The organism is Pseudarthrobacter sp. 1G09 (genome assembly GCF_050038305.1).
GTDB classification, from domain to species: Bacteria; Actinomycetota; Actinomycetes; order Actinomycetales; family Micrococcaceae; genus Arthrobacter; species Arthrobacter equi.
In genome coordinates this window covers 2230897-2246423 of the sequence record NZ_CP188306.1, presented here as the reverse complement: position 1 = coordinate 2246423, position 15527 = coordinate 2230897, and the positions used below count along the sequence as shown (strand labels likewise).

Genomic DNA, 15527 nt, shown 5'->3' with positions numbered 1-15527 from the left:
TCAGCCGAGTCCGGCCACCTCCTGCCCCGTCAGGAAGGCGGCGCTTCAACAAGGTTGGCCGTGCCGTACGCCGCCCTGTCGGCATAGTTGTAGATCACAACGCTGCGCGCCGGTTCAGGCATCGACTCCCACATCCCGGGCTCCAAATCGATGCGCTGACTGCTCGCCCGGTTGAGCGGCAGCGGCCCCAGCTCAATCAGAGTCGATGAGGACAGCTCCGGCTCACCAGTGGGGCCGGGGCGCAGCACCCCGGGGCTCAACATGAGACGGACACTGTCACCGTGACCTGTGGCAAAGCCTTCGAGCTGCAGGGCCGCACCGGACTCCGTGACGCGGATAGTGGCCGTCCCCGTGGTGGTTGCCCCCTGCGACTGAAACCGGCCTTCCAGGGTCAAGTGAACGGCAGCCGTCGAGCCCATAGGAGTTGGTGAAGGGCTCGACTCACTGGCCGCCCCCGGTGCGGACTCTGTGTAGGTGCAGCCGGCGAGGCCAGAAGCCAGCAGGCATAAGAGCAGCGTTGATCGAAGTAGTTTCAAGATTCCCCCAGTGGATTTCGTTCATAGGCACCCTACCGGAGAGCAACCTTCCCAGGTGGTCCTAATGGGATCCCCTCCTCCACCGGATCCAGAACGAGTGGCATCAGTTCGGGACTGCCCCGGCTTTTGTTGACTCCGGGTGCCAGACCGCTCTGAGGGCGATCCCCCGGTTATGGACCGAATAGCGGACGTAGGTACTTAGTCGAATCTGATGAAAGCTCTGACCGATCCTCCCTGAAACTCCTCCGGCCAGGTGTAGCCGAGGGCTTCACAGAACGCTTTCTGCTTTGGCTCATCGCCGGCGATGAGGACTTTTTGACGCACCAGCGGGTACTGTTCGAGCGCCCGTTCAACGAGTGCTCGTGCGATATCTCGTCGGTGATGCGACGGCCGAACGAGGATGTCCTGGAGGTAGCAAATCGAAGCACCATCGGAAATGGCGCGCGCTAGCCCAACCAACGACTGGCCGTCATAAGCGGCCACGAGTGTGGAAGAACCTTCCAGAGCTTGTACAAGATTGGCAGGATCCTTCGTGTACGCAAGCCATTCCACCGCACGGTACAGCTCGAGGACTTCCCCAAGGGGCAGGTCACTGGCCTTCACTACTTTTATGTCGGTCATGCTTCACCCATGGTTGCAGCATAATCATTGGGCGGCTGGGAGTGATTCGCTCCCTGGATCGATCGGGTGGTGGACCGCCCACGCGGCGCGGAGCTCATACTGTAAGTCGCCGTGGGCTCCTACCCTTTGAGGCAGAAATACGCCATCCCGAGTACGCCCCGGTAGCCATCTTCATATGCAGCGCGTTGTTCCTCGTATTGGCGACGGACCTGTTCTGCGGAGGGATGATCGGCATCATGTGCTTCCAGCCAGCGGGTATACCTGTTCCGGTACCCGGCCTCGAAGACGTCCCACTCCTCAATGCTTGCCTGGTCGGCATCCAGAACCTCGAACCCAGCGGCGCAGATCTGCTCGTGTAAGGCATTTTCGGTAAGGTACTCGTCATCCCGTCCGGCCAGAGGGGCGGTGGCAGCCGGATAAGGTGCTGCTGACCAGATCGCCTCGCCGTAGACGAGCCGGCCGCCGGGACGTACCAGGGCTCGAAGGGCGTGCAGGGCTGCACCGTAGTCGAGCGGCTGCCCGTCCTCTACTGGCGGTCCCCAGATTTGGCTGGCACCGATGCAGATGACAGCGTCTGCGGGGCGGGTCTGGGCTTCACGCCCAGGCATCGAATCAAACGTCACTCTGTCGAGCAGCCCACGAACCAGTGCTTGTTGCCTCGCCCGGTCGATGGACGCGGAAGCACTGTCCACTCCGCGTCCTCGAGCCTGCGGGGCCGCCGTCAGAACCCGAAGTAGCAGTTCGCCCCACCCGCACCCCATGTCCAGAACCTCATGCGGCGCCGGGTCGGACAGGAACGCCACAAGGTGTGCGGCGCGTTCCTCAGAGAGCGGGGTAAGCCACGTCAGTGACTCGTAGAGGCGCGGCAATTCGAGCGAAGCATTGTCGGTCACCAAACGATGCTCTCACGATGCACGGAAACTGCTGCCTGTCCGTATGCCGATCCCTATCGGACGTTCGCAGATACTGGGGATGAATCAGAAAAGCGCTTCCCCGCGGAGAACGCGCTCTACGTCTGCGCTGCTGAGGCTGCTTGCTTCCAGAACCCAGCCCAGGCCATAGCCGGCACTACTTGCCACCCTGATCTCTTCTCCAAGAACTAGGGCAGCAGCCCTGGATGCCTCGGTGGCTTCCCGCAGCTTAGCGACAGCCGCTTCCAGGGGAAGACGAATATCTTCAGGCGGAACAGAGTACTGGGCGCTTTCGTCGCCAATGCGGAACTTCCAGTCGGGCTCCATGTGGTCCTCCAAAATGATGCTGCCCTTTCGGCCAGCTTAGACACCTCGGCGTAACGGCGCCCCTCAAAAACCTCCTTGGCTGGACAAGGATGACTGCCCGGTAAGGGATCCCTGAGCGTGCGCCGGTTTATGTGGCGAGTGATGGTACCCCGAGTTGGCTGCAGACATCGGCTGTGCCCGGAATGACTCCTATTTTTCCGTCGATGACGCATTCAGTGAGGACTGGGATGTAGTTGCCGAAAGCCCGGATTGCCGGATCCGGGTAGAGCGGGTTGCCGTTCTGGTCCCGTATTACCTCTGACAAGGTTCGCTCCGCTGGAAAGTTGGGAGGAGGTGAAACGAAATCGTTAGGGACGAGGTCGTCGTTGACGCCAGGAAGGATCATTCCTCCTAAGTCCCATACGCGGCTGCACTGGTTGATGGGATCGGAGACTTGCATTAGTCCGGAACTGGGATCTTCGGGCGTCGGGTTGGTTTGGGCGTTGAATCCGACTTCCTCAATTCCTGTCCCCATGTATGGCGGCCGTGGGTTCTCCGCTGATCCCTCAATCTGATATTCGGAGGAGAGGTCAGCCCGGTAGTAGCAGCGGATGTCCCGTCTGTCCTCCACATTTACTGGGGCGAGACCGGAGGCGGGCGTGAAGTTGGCCGACGTTCCGGGCACGGCGATGAAGGCCACCGACGTCCTGTCCACGGATTCGGTTGTGGAGGGATGGCCGAACTGAATTGCTGCGGCTGCTCCAACCGCAAAGACGGCTGCTGTGCTGGCGATGCCAAAGGCGACTTTCATATTTCCCCCGTTTTGTAGTCGCGACAGCAGAGCGCCGCCGCGGTGAAGCACATCCTGGAATCTAGCCGATGTGGATGAGCGGGCGGCCGCTAGAAGTAATGACTCCTCGGAAATTCCCATTGCAGGGCCGTCCCTCAGGTCGGCCCGCCATTGTTCCTCGCGGACCTCCCTCAGGGCAGCAGGAGTCAACGCCAGGCACAGAGCCAAGAGACTGTCGGCGTTTTTCATGCGCAAAGCCACTCGCCCTCAAGGAGTGCAGGGGATGGTCGGCCCGCAGACTGTGCCGACTTCGCCTTGCATGTTGCCACGTACTCTCTGGCCAGGGGCTGCGCTTCAGCCAGTAGCCGGTAGTAGCGCCGGCGAGGGCCTTTGCGCGTCTCAGTCGAATCCCATTCGCCTTTCACCCACCCCGCAGCTTCCAGGCGTTCGAGTATCGGATAAACCGTGCCAGGCTTCTTGCCCACACCTTTGACAATCTGCAGCCCCCAGATACTCTCGGCCGACAGCAACGCCTCGAGGACCAGCGCCGTAGCTGGCGTGACCCGCCCCAAATTCTCCATGCCATTAATCTAGCTATATAGATTTAGAAGTCAAGCTGTCAGGCGCTCCAAACGCGCCCGCAAGTCGATCCCTCACCGGATAACTCACGACTCCGTGTCGCCCTCCGCATGAGTTTGCAATAGGGGGTCGGCCCGCCCGTCTGCTCCGGCATGTCGCATCGGGCTTGACCGTCCTGAATGAAGGTGATCTGAATTTGGCTGCCCCGCGCAAGGACCGATCCTGCCGGAGGATCTTGGGAGGTCACCCAGAGTAGCCCTGGCCACGTGCGCGAGCGAAGGGCTGGACCATCAGGGTCCCCGGCTGCGAGACCGAACCCAAGGTTCGCCGCAGTCTCCTGTGCGATATGTACAGGCTGCCCAACCAGATCGGGAACACTTAGTAACTGGCCTTCGACCACCACGGCATCTCCTTTGCGCCCGAAAACGGGTGCGGCAAACTGAACCATCTATTCATCAGGTTAGCGCCGGTGTTCGGTGCGTCCCGTAAGGGATCCTCGATTGGAACGGGTGTGCGTAATGGAAGGCCGCCACTGCGTACGCTCATTGAATGGGAGAGTTCATTCGATACCAAAGTGCCGTCCCAAACCGGAAGGGACGGTTCCCAGGAGTTTTCGCTATGGCCAACGGCCTCCGAAATGAAGGGCTTCTCAGCGAAGCAGACAGGCGATGGCTCGAAATTGCCAACGTCATTGCGACCGAGAGCTACACGGATCCCACGACATTGGCGGCGGAGTGCTACGACTCGGAGCTAAACCCCGGCGCCCGCTCCTGGTTCAAAGCCGAGTCCTCACAACTTCTGGAAATGACAGCTGGATACCTGCTTCTCCTCGACCGGTACGGCGTCTCCTGGATGGCACTTCGCACCCGCAGTCCCGGCCGCCTCGTTTATGAGGACGCAGTACAAGTAGTTGCAGTTCCGCACACTTATCCAGAGCACTGGCCTTTCCAACCCGCCCGATAAAGGATCCCCAATCGGACGCCAGAGCGATCCGTAAACCGCCGACTTACGGGCGGGACCGAAGGAGCGTTCGGCTCGCGCAGTACGCTGTGCGCATGCAAATTCGTGAAGCCACCGTGGATGACCTGGGACAGGTGGATATGATCTGTGCTGCAAGCGGCCGAGCGCGCTGGACTTGCGAGATGATCGCCCCCAGGAGCGACCGGGTCGTGTTGGTGGCCGTCACACAAGGCGAAGTCGCCGGTGTGGCCAAGACGCATCTCCACCCGAATCCTGAAGGCAGCGCTCCCGCAGGCCATTATCTCGGGGGCGTTGTAGTCGCTCCGGCGTTCCGCCGGCGAGGAGTCGGTTCTGCCCTCACCCGGGTGAGATTGGAATGGATCTGGTCTCGGGATTCGGTCGCTTACTTCTTCACGAACGAACACAACACGGCATCCATCAGGATGCACGAGACTCTCAACTTCCGGCCGGTCGCCCGATTCTCGGAGATTCGCGGCGTGACCGCGGACGACGATCGGTCTGAGCTCATTCTCTTCGAGGCGTCCCGGTGAGGGATCCTCTACCGGGGCAGAACCAGAAGATGGAGTTCTGGTTCTTCAACTGCGGCTATTCTTTGTCGGAAGCTAATACTTGGGGGGAAGCGTGAAGGTTTGGCATCTGGCCGTGGTCTCATGGATCGTGACCGTATTCATCGGAGTCTTCGGATTGAATGCGTGGTACACCATCTGGTACTACCAGGAGCCTGTAATTGACTCGGTAGCCGAACCCGATGGCTTCTTGGTTGCCGTAATTTGCGGGCTTGGCGTCCTCGCTCTTAGCTTTCTGCTTAGCTGCGCGCTCACCATCCTCGCCGGCCGGGTCCATACCTCTAGGAATTATCCTGACGCCACGAGTGCACGGTAGCCGATCCTGCAGCGTACATATATTCCTGCATCGTGCTGGTCGTTACGGGCCTTCGAGAAATCGTCTAGCTTCCTCGACGATACCCTCCCGAATCAGAAGGCGCTCCGGGTCCGGATTCCAATCGTCCCACTGGCTGACCCAGCTAATAAGTGGCCGGAGTGAGTCAGGACAGTCGAGCTCCTTCCATCCCCGGTACCAGATCAAGCGACCCGCGAATTCTGGGTCCGCAGTCCCGTCCGTGATTGCCTGGCACAGCCAACGCACCAGCTGCCAGCGTCCAGTTGGCGTGTCCATGGGCGAGGGTGGTGCGATGTCCAACTCGGCGATGACTGCTTGGAATAGGTCGTGTGCCTCGCCCTCCTCTCGCCGCGACAGACCAGCGAGGAGCGGGAGCGAGGGCGAATCTACGCCTTCTAACAGAGCCCGCAACGCTGTGGCTATCAACACGTCTGCACCGACGATCTCATCGAGTGCCCTACGGATCGCAATCTCCTGAAGGTCCCTCAGTGCGCTCACGGGACGAGTATTCCAGACGGGTGGCGGCGTCTTGTGAATCTCAGCGCTAAGTGGCGGCATTTTCCTAGTGTTTCTCACTGCGTCGGTACCGAAAAGGGTCGTCCCAGCGCTGAAAAAATTTCTCCACCCAAGAAGCTAACTGGCGTCACCGGCGTCCGGTAAAGGATCGGCTTTCGGGCAGTGCTAACCCAATATGCCGTGCGAGAAGACGTATTCTGGTCGCATGTCCGTCCTCGTGGAAGTCATCGCGGCTGTCGTTCAGGGCGTTCTCGAAGCCGTAGGTGATCTTTTCTTGCACCGTAACTCTGACGATCATCAGGACGAAGAGTGAACTGAGTTGGATTGGTGTGGCTCCGGTGACGCGGAAGGGGATAATCGGGCGCCCGTTAGGGATTCCCTGCGGGCTGCGCCCTGCGCCATATCGCGCTGTAAAAGGCCGCCACCTATTTGCTGAATGGGACAAATGCTCGGTCCCGCTTCCCCAGCGCAACGATGCCTTAATGAACTGTCCCGTTGGGGGTTTCCTCATACGCGGGCAGTCGTTGATGGCACGGCTACACTCGAAACGGGGTTCACATGAAAAGGAAAGTGGATGAGTGGCCGTGGAATCGACCGTGGCCTTGGATGTTGTTCATTGCTCCAGTAGCTGTGTTCTTGGGACTTATCTGGATCCCGATCGGGAGTTGCAGCATGTATCCTGCGGGCTTCCAAGGCGACACGTCTTGTTACTTTGGCCCACCGGCTGGCTTCGTTGCGACTTGGATCATGACTGCAGTGGGCCTTGTAATCGTGACGGTGTTAGCAATCGGCCTGATACGTGCGCTTGTCCGCGGCCAATAGGACTCGAAGTACTAGTGGGTCTCCCCGAAACTGAACACGTAAATGTGATCACGGCTAGGATCCCTTGCGGGATGTGATGCCTTCGAGGACTGTCCCGTTAGTGGTTCCCTCTACGGGGCGGACTCGTTCAAGATGTTGGGCGTGCTTCGTAAGCCGCGTTTCGGGCAATGTGGCTGAGCCCTAGCTGCAGTGTGGGTACAGGGTTGGTGTGGCAGTACATCTCTATGGCGGTGTCGCTCATTCTCCAGAGAGACGACGCCAGCCCCGACGGGAGGGCGGTTGCATCGGCCGGTGGACCATATCGGGTTTGAAGTCGCTCATAAATCGAAGGGTACGCCGTCACGGCTGCGGCTCCGCTGGGGGAAGAATCTTCGTAAAGGAAAAGGTGATGCTGAAGAGCTCGCCTTTGTGGGACATCCAAGAAGCGGCAGACGCAGCCAGGTCAGGACTACGTAAATCCCCTCTTAGGACTTCTGGAGAATCGAAATCCCGTGAATGTCCCGCGGCTGGGTGGAGGCCCAGCCTGGGAAAGTAGTCGACTAGATCCTCGATGCCAGTGGGCCAATCTAAAGTGACAACGCGATCAATAAAGGCCACCACAGATTCCGCACCCGGAACGAGAAGCACGCTAGGAGTCTTTGCCATGCAAACACCATACCCACGCTGCCCACACACGTCTGAAGCGGGCTTGCAGGGTGTCTGCATGATCACCCTGACCGGGTGTCCGTAAAGGGATCCTCAACCGGGCGCTCGATTTATTGCCCAGCCCGGCGGCCCTGCAGGTAGCGTTCACGGACCTCGAACCAATCATTGGGCCCGGGCTTCCCGGGATAGGGCAACGGTGTCATCGCCAACCGCGATGAAGGAATGACGCCCACCTGCCACTGATCTTCATAAACGATCTCACCAGGATCAGCTGAAGTTTCGCACTCCCAAAAAACGCTCTTTGCCTCAAGCATCTCTAGAAGCGGCCGAAGACGCTCCGCCATACCGTCTGTCTGCTCCTTGAACCAGGTAACCGCGCCGATGGTGTTCCCATCCGCATAAAACGGCGGGTTGGGCAGGTTCTCCTGAAACCAGGCATCGGTAAAGGCGTAGCAGGCGACTTCCCCCTCGCTGAGTCGCCCCACGCGTCGAAGATGGTCGACCGCCACGAATACGCCGACAGGGGCGCCTGTGCGCCCGACATAGTTCGACTGGAACCGGTGGAATTTCGCCATACCGGCATAATTCCACCTCCAGGTCCTCGCCACCTAGCCAAGCGAGCTCCACGCCCGTAAGCCCATCCTCTATTGGACGGCTAATGAGGTGCGCAGACTGCCACGTCACAATACTTGGCTCCAGGGACGCTAAGGGCCGCCTTAGCCTCGGCGCTGAAGGTGCTTGACTTCCCCTACGGTTACATAATGATCGCTGATTTCACGAGAGACGAAGCTCGGTCCATGCCGGCGCACCCTACTCCAGCTGAAGTGACTGCCCTGCGCGTGTGGCATTGCAAATACAAGTCGCTGGGAAGCCTTGCAACTTTTGCCAATCTTAGAACGCTTGTCATTGCAACTTATCCAGACGCTGACCTGACTCCTTTGCACGGTCTCAGTCAGCTCGAGTATCTGAGCATCATGCACATGCCAAAGGTCTCCGATCTAGACCCTCTCGGTCAGCTGCACAAACTGAAGACGATCAGGCTCAGCACACTCCCCAGTTGGGACTCATCTGGGAAGAAGACGATTGTGCATTCCCTGGCCCCTCTAACTGGGTTGCCGCACCTCGCTCACCTCGAGCTCTTTGGTGTGCTTCCCGAGGACGGCAAACTAGACGCCCTTGAGAACTGTCAGTCTCTGGAATCAATTCGTGTGAGCAAATACAAGAAAAGTGAAATCGAGCGCTTCTACCGATCAACTAAACTGCCCAACTCCTTTGCGCCCCTGCCGGGCGTGGATGCTTGGAGCTGACAGACAGCCATAGGGCTCGTAATCCCCTTATGAGCATGGCAGTCAATGCGCGGTGAAGGATCGGCTAACGGGCGCACGCTATCCAACTCGCCGGACAGCGGGTTACGCATTTGCTGACCTGACTGCCGCACCATTCAAGCGACGGGTTTGCTTCGCTTCCTGATTAGAGGTGTTTGATTGTTAGTGTGGCGTGGTGCCCAGTCGAGTCGAGCAGTTCTTCTCCCACCTGGACTATATAAGCGGAGGACTTGAGCCGCGCTTCTTTCCGTTCGAGGGGAGCCGAGGCTTGCCCCGCGTGACGGTGGTCGTCTACGACGACGTTCCTGAACCCGGAATGCTCACCGGCATCACTTATGGCGTCAGCTTGGCCGATCATCCCCACTGGCGACTTGGCAAGCCTGAGCTTTGTATAAGCGTAAGATCCGATGACCTTCGGTGGCCGCTGGTGCTTGGACACATCGGAGAGACCCAACGCGGAGACAACCCGTTCCATTACGGGGACACAATAACCTCGGCGAGAGGATCGCCCCCGACTCTGAAATGACAGCGTTCGTCATCTTTGCGCCAGCCGTTCTGGACCGCGCAGACTTCGCCGACATCAACGTCGGAGAGACCCGGCCGATCAACATTTGTGGTCTCTACCCGATTCACGAAGCCGAGCGTCTCTTCATTCATGATCACGGGCTAGAAGCCTTCTGGCAGCTCGGCTGGGACCCGTACGATGTAGGACGGCCCCCGGTAGTCTGACTCTTCATCGCCGCAAGCAACCTCCCCGATCTCAGTTGGGGATCCTTCAACGGACGGTTGAGCATACCGGCGCGTCGTTTGAGTCGAGGGGGTATCTATATCTCCAAGATGTGTTTGGCGAGCCACTTAGGCTGGCTGATGAAGGGTGAATGGCTCGAATTTACACTGACAGCTTTGGTACATCGGGCGGCCATTCGTTCCTGAAGGACTGGGCTAAGCGCTCTGTCCTGTTCACAGCGAACATAGGTGCTGTCGGTGGTTTGCCAAGCAATGCGGCCGGGTACACCGCGACCATGACCGGGTTGTTGAGGTACCAGGAGCGAGGTGGCCCAGGCACTATCGGCGGCGGAGCAATCTGCATACAAAACCTCGTGAGCCCATTCCGGCTCAATGCTGGTGGACCCATCGTCGTTCTGCCGGACGGCGTCGTTGACCAGTGCTGATGGACCGCCCAACATGGCCCCGCTCTCACCGGCTGCCGGAACGAAAGCCGCAACGTACACGAGATGCCTGGCTCGCTCCAGGCCAGTGATGACTGATCCGCCGTAAGAATGGCCAAGCACAACTGGCGGTACCAAACACCCGTCGACGGTCTCTTGTACTACTGCAGTGTCCGCACCTAGGGAACCCCTATGCAGGCGAGGAGCATGCACATTAGCGCCGAGACGGCGCAGATGCTCTACCAACCGGTCGAAGTGGGCCGGCTGGTGCCACAAGCCATGGACGAGCACGACCTCAGACTGCAGATTCATCCAGTAAGCCTACGTTTAGGGACAAAGCTTACGGTGACCAGGCGACCGCAAGAGTCGGCAGTACAACTGACAGCCAAAATTTTCCGCCCGTAAGCCGATCGGCTTACGGACAGGATGAACCGCGGTCGGAAGCTGTTGCCTCTTTAGCCACGACTTCCTCTCAACGACGCAATTAAAGGCTCCCGGTAGCCGCCAGTCGTTCCACGGCTGAGGTGCGCTCAAGGTTGTTGAGTCCGACTTGGACGGCTATGGGCGGGTTGACGTGTCTGTAGAGCTCGATGCCTGTTCCGTTGACCTTCCAAAGGGCAGACGCGTTGCCGGCTGGTTGGACCGAGTCGTCCAGTGGTTCTCCGAATTTAGCGCGAATCAGGGAGTGTATGGAGTCGAATAGATCAAAGGGTGGCGTGGCTGGACTGCGCGGCTCTTGTTGGAGGAAAAGGCTGATTCCAACCAGTTCGCCCTCGTGTGTCATCCAAGAGCCGACTGGAGTGGTCGATGCAGAATCAGTGATGACCCCTCCGACGACTGCCGGTGATGCTCCCTTCTGGGGGGCTCCGGGGAGTTGCCGCAGTCCAAGCATCTGAAAGTAGTTATCTTGTTCGGCTTCCGTGGTGGGCCAGCCGGACGACTCGACCAAGGTGATGAGAGCCAACACCTGTTCCGGAGCCCGTTCACCGGCGTTGTCCTTGTCTTCCATGCCCACACCATACGTTGCCTTGAGCGGGAAGATGCCGAAGATCCGTCAACGCAATTTGGAGGAGGACCTGGACGTCCCCCAATCGGGACACGTGGTCCCGCCTTGGGGCATGACCACAGCGTCCCGTAAGACGGTGGCTCAATGGAAGCCGCTGCGTCCTATCAGGAATCGTCGAACTGGACGAAAAATGCTCCGAGGCTTCGGTCGTGCAAGAATCACGGCATGGATGAGGATGAGCGACGCGCGAGGGACGAGTTAGCGACACTTGAGGCTCTTTTGCGCGCAATGGATCGGCGCGATGAGGTGTTCCAGGTGGTTGAAGATTCAGAGACCGTGGATGAAGCAATCAGTCGCGTGGGTCAGCTGTTGGAGATCGGAGCCGTAAGCAGCCGGGCGGTCATCGACCTACAGGTGAGAAGGTTCACCCGAGGCCAGCGCCGGGCCATGGCTTCCCGTGCAGGAGAACTTAAATCAATGTTACTCGATGGCCGCTAAGTGTCCGGTGAGGATGGATCTATGGATTTAGCTGGACACATCGTTAGGGAAATTGATCGCTACTGGGCGGATGAGGTGAACATTCTCGGTTACTGGCAGGACGGGCCGGCTACAGTCTGCGTTGTGTATCGCCGAACTATTGACCCCGCGGTGGTGCTGGGGCGTCGGCTCGCATTCAACTCAAAAGCGGCGGATGGCACCATTGAGGGCTTCGCCCGTGATGTGGCCATAAACATGGCGGAGCCAATTGGTCGTGCCACCAGCCGTCCTGATCAACACGGGGTTGTTTGGGTGGGCGTTCCTATGGACCGCCGGATCCCTGATCCTCCTAACGAGGTCTTGCAATTTCTGAGGAACGACGAGCCCAGCTAACTTTCGATTTCTAACATACGAGATTTCGAGAGGCTAGTGCCTGCATTGGAGCGCTGTCGTCGTTCGCTCCACCCAGCCCGTAAGGCGGTCCCCTATCGGGACAACCCGCCGCTGACCTGCGGCTTCGTAAAACCGACGTTTAGGGTGTCCCGTATACCCTGCCCGCAAAATTGCCCGGTGAAGGTGCCCTATACGCTACACACAAATCTGTCCCGGGAACGGTGACGTACTCGACGTCTCCGGCCAGCCAACCTCAAGCAAAGGCGGCGAAACCCGTGCTCCTTAGAGACCGACACTGGACGCTCGGAAGACCATGCTTCGTGTCTTCTTCCCGGTCCCACCATCCGGCGGGCTCATGCGAGGTGGCCTAGAGTCATCCCGATTCGAGACCGGCGTGAGCGAATCACCGAGACGGAACGTCTGGCTGCGGATCAGACATGCGCGGAGGCAGCCTCGGCCCGGTTACGCCGACCGGAACCAGAACTATTCAAGACGTACCCTCGCGCCGCTGACGCCAGCCCGTTGGCTCCGATCCCTCACTGACCAGCGCAAACCATCGGTGGCGGACCTCACCAAGGCCACCGTCCGGCGTCGGGCCTCTTCGCCCTGCCTAGGCCAGCGTGATCAGGTCCAGGTAGTCCTCGTTCCAGTGGTCCTCGACGCCGTCGGGCAGCAGCACGACGCGTTCGGGGTTCAGCGCCTCCACGGCGCCTTCATCGTGGCTGACGAGGACGACGGCGCCCGTGTAGTTCCGGAGCGCGCCGAGGATTTCCGCGCGGCTGGCGGGGTCCAGGTTGTTGGTGGGTTCGTCGAGGAGCAGGACGTTGGCGCTGGACGCCACGATGGTGGCCAGTGCAAGGCGGGTCTTCTCACCGCCGGACAGGACACCGGCTGGTTTGTCGACGTCGTCACCGGAGAACAGGAATGAACCCAGGATGCCGCGGACCTCGGCGTCCTTCATGTCGGGTGCGGACGAGCGCATGTTCTCCAGGACGGTGCGGTTGACGTCGAGGGTCTCGTGTTCCTGGGCGTAGTAGCCCACCTTGAGACCGTGCCCCGGGATGATTTCGCCGGTGTCCGGCTGGTCTACGCCGGCAAGCATGCGCAGCAGGGTGGTTTTGCCGGCACCGTTGAGGCCGAGGATGACCACCTTGGAGCCGCGGTCGATGGCGAGGTCCACGTCCGTGAAGATCTCCAGGGAGCCGTAGGACTTGCTGAGCCCGTCTGCGGTGAGCGGTGTCTTGCCGCACGGTGACGGATCCGGGAAACGGAGGGCGGCCACGCGGTCATTCTCGCGGACGGCTTCGAGGCCGCTGAGGAGCCGCTCAGCGCGCTTGGCCATGTTCTGCGCGGCCACGGCTTTGGTGGCCTTCGCCCGCATCTTGTTGGCCTGGTCGAAGAGGACCTGGGCCTTCTTCTCGGCATTGGCGCGTTCCCGCTTGCGGGCGCGCTCATCCGTTTCCCGCTGGGTGAGGTACCGCTTCCAGTCCATGTTGTAGAAATCGATCTGGGCCCGGTTGGCGTCCAGCAGGAACACCTTGTTAACGGTGGCTTCGAGGAGTTCGGTGTCGTGGCTGATGACGATGAGCCCGCCCTGGTGGTTTTTCAGGAAGTCGCGAAGCCAGGCGATGGAGTCGGCGTCGAGGTGGTTGGTGGGCTCGTCGAGGAGCATGGTCTCGGCATCAGAGTAGAGAATCCGGGCCAGTTCCACGCGGCGGCGCTGGCCACCGGAAAGTGTCTTGAGCGGCTGGTTCAGCAGGCGGTCAGGAAGTGCGAGGTTCGAGCAGATGGATGCTGCTTCTGCCTCCGCGGCGTAGCCGCCCGCCGCCAGGAACTCGGATTCCAGCCGGTCGTAGCGGTTCATGGCCTTCTGCTGCACGGCAGCGTCCTCGCTGGCCATCTCGTCATGGGCCTTGCGGAGTTTTCCGACGACGATGTCCAGGCCGCGTGCGGAGAGGATCCGGTCCCGCGCCAACTGCTCCATGTCCGGGGTGCGCGGGTCCTGCGGCAGGTAGCCGATCTCGCCGCTGCGGGTCACCTTGCCGGCAGCGGGAAGCCCTTCGCCTGCCAGGACGCGCGTGAGCGTGGTCTTGCCGGCTCCGTTGCGTCCCACCAGGCCGATCTTGTCGCCCTTATCGATGCGGAAGCTCACCTGATCCATCAGGAGCCGGGCACCGGCGCGGAGTTCAAGATCCTGGACAGTAATCACAGAAGGTAAGGCCTTTCACAACAGGGAACGCCGCAGCACCAACAGGATATGTCGGGGGCTGGAGGCAGAGTGGCCGGAGAACGGCCTTAACAAGTCTACCGTCCATGCCAAGGAAACCGGACCTTCCGGCGCGGACCGGGATATCAGAAGGCGTAGCGGACCCGGCAGTAGGGGGTGATCTCCTGGATCATTGCCGTCAGCTGCCGCACATAGCGGCCCTTGCTTCCGCTGCGGTAACGGACGTTGCTGAAGCCGTTGGAGGAGGTTTTGGACTCCTGCAGGTCCGGACGCCAGAGGACCTTCTCCGCCTGCGGGTGCCATCCAAGGTTGACCTGGTGGAGCCCTTCATTGTGGGTCAGGAAGATCACTTCCGCGGCAAGCTGCGCTTTGGCTGCGGGCGTCAGGGCGGCATCGAGCTGTTGAAGTAGTTGACGCCAGTCATCAAGCCAGGTTTCGGTGACCACCACCGGGGAGAAATTGACGTGCACCTCGTACCCGGCGTCGACGAAATCATTGATCGCGGCAATGCGTTCGGCAACCGGGGATGTCCGGACATCAATGGACTTCGCGAGGTGCGCGGGCATCAGCGAAAAGCGGATCCGGGTGTGCCCGCCGTGGTCCCACGTGAGCATGTCCCTGTTGACGTACTTTGTAGCGAATGACAGCTTGGCGGTGGGCAGTTCCCGGAAGAGCCCAACCAGGTCCTCCACGTTGTCACTGATCAGCGCATCCACGGAGCAGTCACTGTTTTCACCGATGTCGTAGACCCAGAGTTCGGGATCGCACTGGTTGGGTTCCAGCTTGATGCCCTGCCGGGTGGCGTGCCGTTCGAGTGCCGCGGCGATCTGGTTAATGTTGGCAAAGACGGTGACCGGGTTGCTGTACCCCTTGTGGCGGGGGACGTAGCAATAGGCGCATGCCATGGCGCACCCGTTCGCCGCGGAGGGGGCGATAAAGTCTGCCGAGCGCCCGTTGGGCTTCACGGTCAAGGACTTCTTCACTCCGAGGACCAGCGCTTCGGTCTTGATCCGGGACCACCGCGGCACGTTGGTTTCGTCGCCGTGCAGTTCCGGGATGTTCCAGTGGTTCTCGACAGGTACGACGTCGGCCTCCGGCCAGCGCTCCACGATCTCGCGGCCACGGGGCAATTCCAGCGCCTCCGGCTGGGCGAAGATGCGCCTGATCTGCAGGAGCCGATGGAATTCCATGCAGCTATTCTTCCGAATGGCTGCAGCCTCTGCGGGCGGTTAAGCCAAGGGTTCACGCTGTTCGGCTACCTCCGGCGCACCAGCTTCCCCGATGCTGCCCGCGCTCCGGACCCGGTCAGCAGCGAGGATTCCG

Annotated in this window: 17 protein-coding genes; 5 read left to right on the top strand and 12 right to left on the bottom strand. The window is 60.2% G+C overall.

What is annotated here, in order from left to right:
* Positions 1-29: 29 nt before the first annotated feature.
* The 7 genes from ACP3TD_RS10310 to ACP3TD_RS10280 form a co-directional block, all read right to left on the bottom strand.
* On the bottom strand, positions 30-395 hold the full coding sequence (locus ACP3TD_RS10310) for a DM13 domain-containing protein (RefSeq protein ID WP_426762782.1): 366 nt from the start codon (positions 393-395) through the stop codon (positions 30-32).
* Between the two features lie 339 nt (positions 396-734).
* Entirely contained in the window at positions 735-1157 is a 423-nt protein-coding gene (locus tag ACP3TD_RS10305; RefSeq protein WP_426762781.1) for a GNAT family N-acetyltransferase, read from the bottom strand.
* 119 nt (positions 1158-1276) lie between these two features.
* Positions 1277-2050: an SAM-dependent methyltransferase gene (locus ACP3TD_RS10300; protein ID WP_426762780.1), complete on the bottom strand. Its 774-nt coding sequence runs from the start codon at positions 2048-2050 to the stop codon at positions 1277-1279.
* Between the two features lie 84 nt (positions 2051-2134).
* A complete protein-coding gene (locus tag ACP3TD_RS10295) occupies positions 2135-2395 on the bottom strand; it encodes a hypothetical protein (RefSeq protein ID WP_426762779.1) in 261 nt (86 codons plus the stop codon).
* Positions 2396-2522: 127 nt separating this feature from the next.
* Positions 2523-3413, bottom strand: a complete 891-nt coding sequence (locus ACP3TD_RS10290; RefSeq protein ID WP_426762778.1) for a hypothetical protein — start codon at positions 3411-3413, stop codon at positions 2523-2525.
* Positions 3410-3745, bottom strand: coding sequence for a PadR family transcriptional regulator (locus tag ACP3TD_RS10285; protein ID WP_426762776.1), 336 nt, complete (start codon positions 3743-3745; stop codon positions 3410-3412). The genes ACP3TD_RS10290 and ACP3TD_RS10285 overlap by 4 nt, the downstream gene beginning before the upstream one ends.
* A 38-nt stretch (positions 3746-3783) precedes the next feature.
* Complete coding sequence (locus ACP3TD_RS10280) at positions 3784-4191, bottom strand: PASTA domain-containing protein (protein WP_426762775.1); 408 nt, start codon at positions 4189-4191, stop codon at positions 3784-3786.
* 607 nt (positions 4192-4798) lie between these two features.
* On the opposite strand from ACP3TD_RS10280, the gene ACP3TD_RS10275 reads away from it, so the two are divergent.
* The gene (locus tag ACP3TD_RS10275; RefSeq protein ID WP_426762773.1) at positions 4799-5254 is read left to right on the top strand and encodes an N-acetyltransferase family protein; all 456 of its coding nucleotides are present in this window, start codon (positions 4799-4801) and stop codon (positions 5252-5254) included.
* A 2463-nt stretch (positions 5255-7717) separates the two neighbouring features.
* Here ACP3TD_RS10275 and ACP3TD_RS10270 read toward each other — a convergent pair.
* Entirely contained in the window at positions 7718-8182 is a 465-nt protein-coding gene (locus ACP3TD_RS10270) for a hypothetical protein (protein ID WP_426762772.1), read from the bottom strand.
* Positions 8183-8368: 186 nt separating this feature from the next.
* Here ACP3TD_RS10270 and ACP3TD_RS10265 point away from each other — a divergent pair, with 186 nt between their 5' ends.
* Together ACP3TD_RS10265 and ACP3TD_RS10260 are read left to right on the top strand one after the other, a co-directional pair.
* Complete coding sequence (locus tag ACP3TD_RS10265) at positions 8369-8914, top strand: hypothetical protein (RefSeq protein WP_426762770.1); 546 nt, start codon at positions 8369-8371, stop codon at positions 8912-8914.
* 540 nt (positions 8915-9454) lie between these two features.
* Positions 9455-9661: a hypothetical protein gene (locus tag ACP3TD_RS10260; protein ID WP_426762769.1), complete on the top strand. Its 207-nt coding sequence runs from the start codon at positions 9455-9457 to the stop codon at positions 9659-9661.
* Positions 9662-9756: 95 nt separating this feature from the next.
* Here ACP3TD_RS10260 and ACP3TD_RS10255 read toward each other — a convergent pair whose 3' ends face one another.
* Together ACP3TD_RS10255 and ACP3TD_RS10250 are read right to left on the bottom strand one after the other, a co-directional pair.
* Positions 9757-10413, bottom strand: coding sequence for an alpha/beta hydrolase (locus ACP3TD_RS10255; protein WP_426762768.1), 657 nt, complete (start codon positions 10411-10413; stop codon positions 9757-9759).
* 172 nt (positions 10414-10585) lie between these two features.
* Positions 10586-11110 (bottom strand): hypothetical protein, encoded by a 525-nt coding sequence (locus tag ACP3TD_RS10250; RefSeq protein WP_426762766.1) that lies wholly within the window; start codon positions 11108-11110, stop codon positions 10586-10588.
* Between the two features lie 222 nt (positions 11111-11332).
* On the opposite strand from ACP3TD_RS10250, the gene ACP3TD_RS10245 reads away from it, so the two are divergent.
* Positions 11333-11605 (top strand): DNA gyrase subunit A, encoded by a 273-nt coding sequence (locus tag ACP3TD_RS10245; RefSeq protein WP_426762765.1) that lies wholly within the window; start codon positions 11333-11335, stop codon positions 11603-11605.
* Positions 11606-11626: 21 nt separating this feature from the next.
* Positions 11627-11977 carry a hypothetical protein gene (locus tag ACP3TD_RS10240; RefSeq protein ID WP_426762763.1) on the top strand — a complete coding sequence of 117 codons (351 nt, stop codon included), beginning with the start codon at positions 11627-11629 and terminating at the stop codon, positions 11975-11977.
* A 610-nt stretch (positions 11978-12587) separates the two neighbouring features.
* Here ACP3TD_RS10240 and ACP3TD_RS10235 read toward each other — a convergent pair.
* Positions 12588-14186 (bottom strand): ABC-F family ATP-binding cassette domain-containing protein, encoded by a 1599-nt coding sequence (locus ACP3TD_RS10235; protein ID WP_426762762.1) that lies wholly within the window; start codon positions 14184-14186, stop codon positions 12588-12590.
* A gap of 143 nt (positions 14187-14329) precedes the next feature.
* Positions 14330-15394: a spore photoproduct lyase family protein gene (locus ACP3TD_RS10230; RefSeq protein WP_426762761.1), complete on the bottom strand. Its 1065-nt coding sequence runs from the start codon at positions 15392-15394 to the stop codon at positions 14330-14332.
* Positions 15395-15527: the final 133 nt, after the last annotated feature.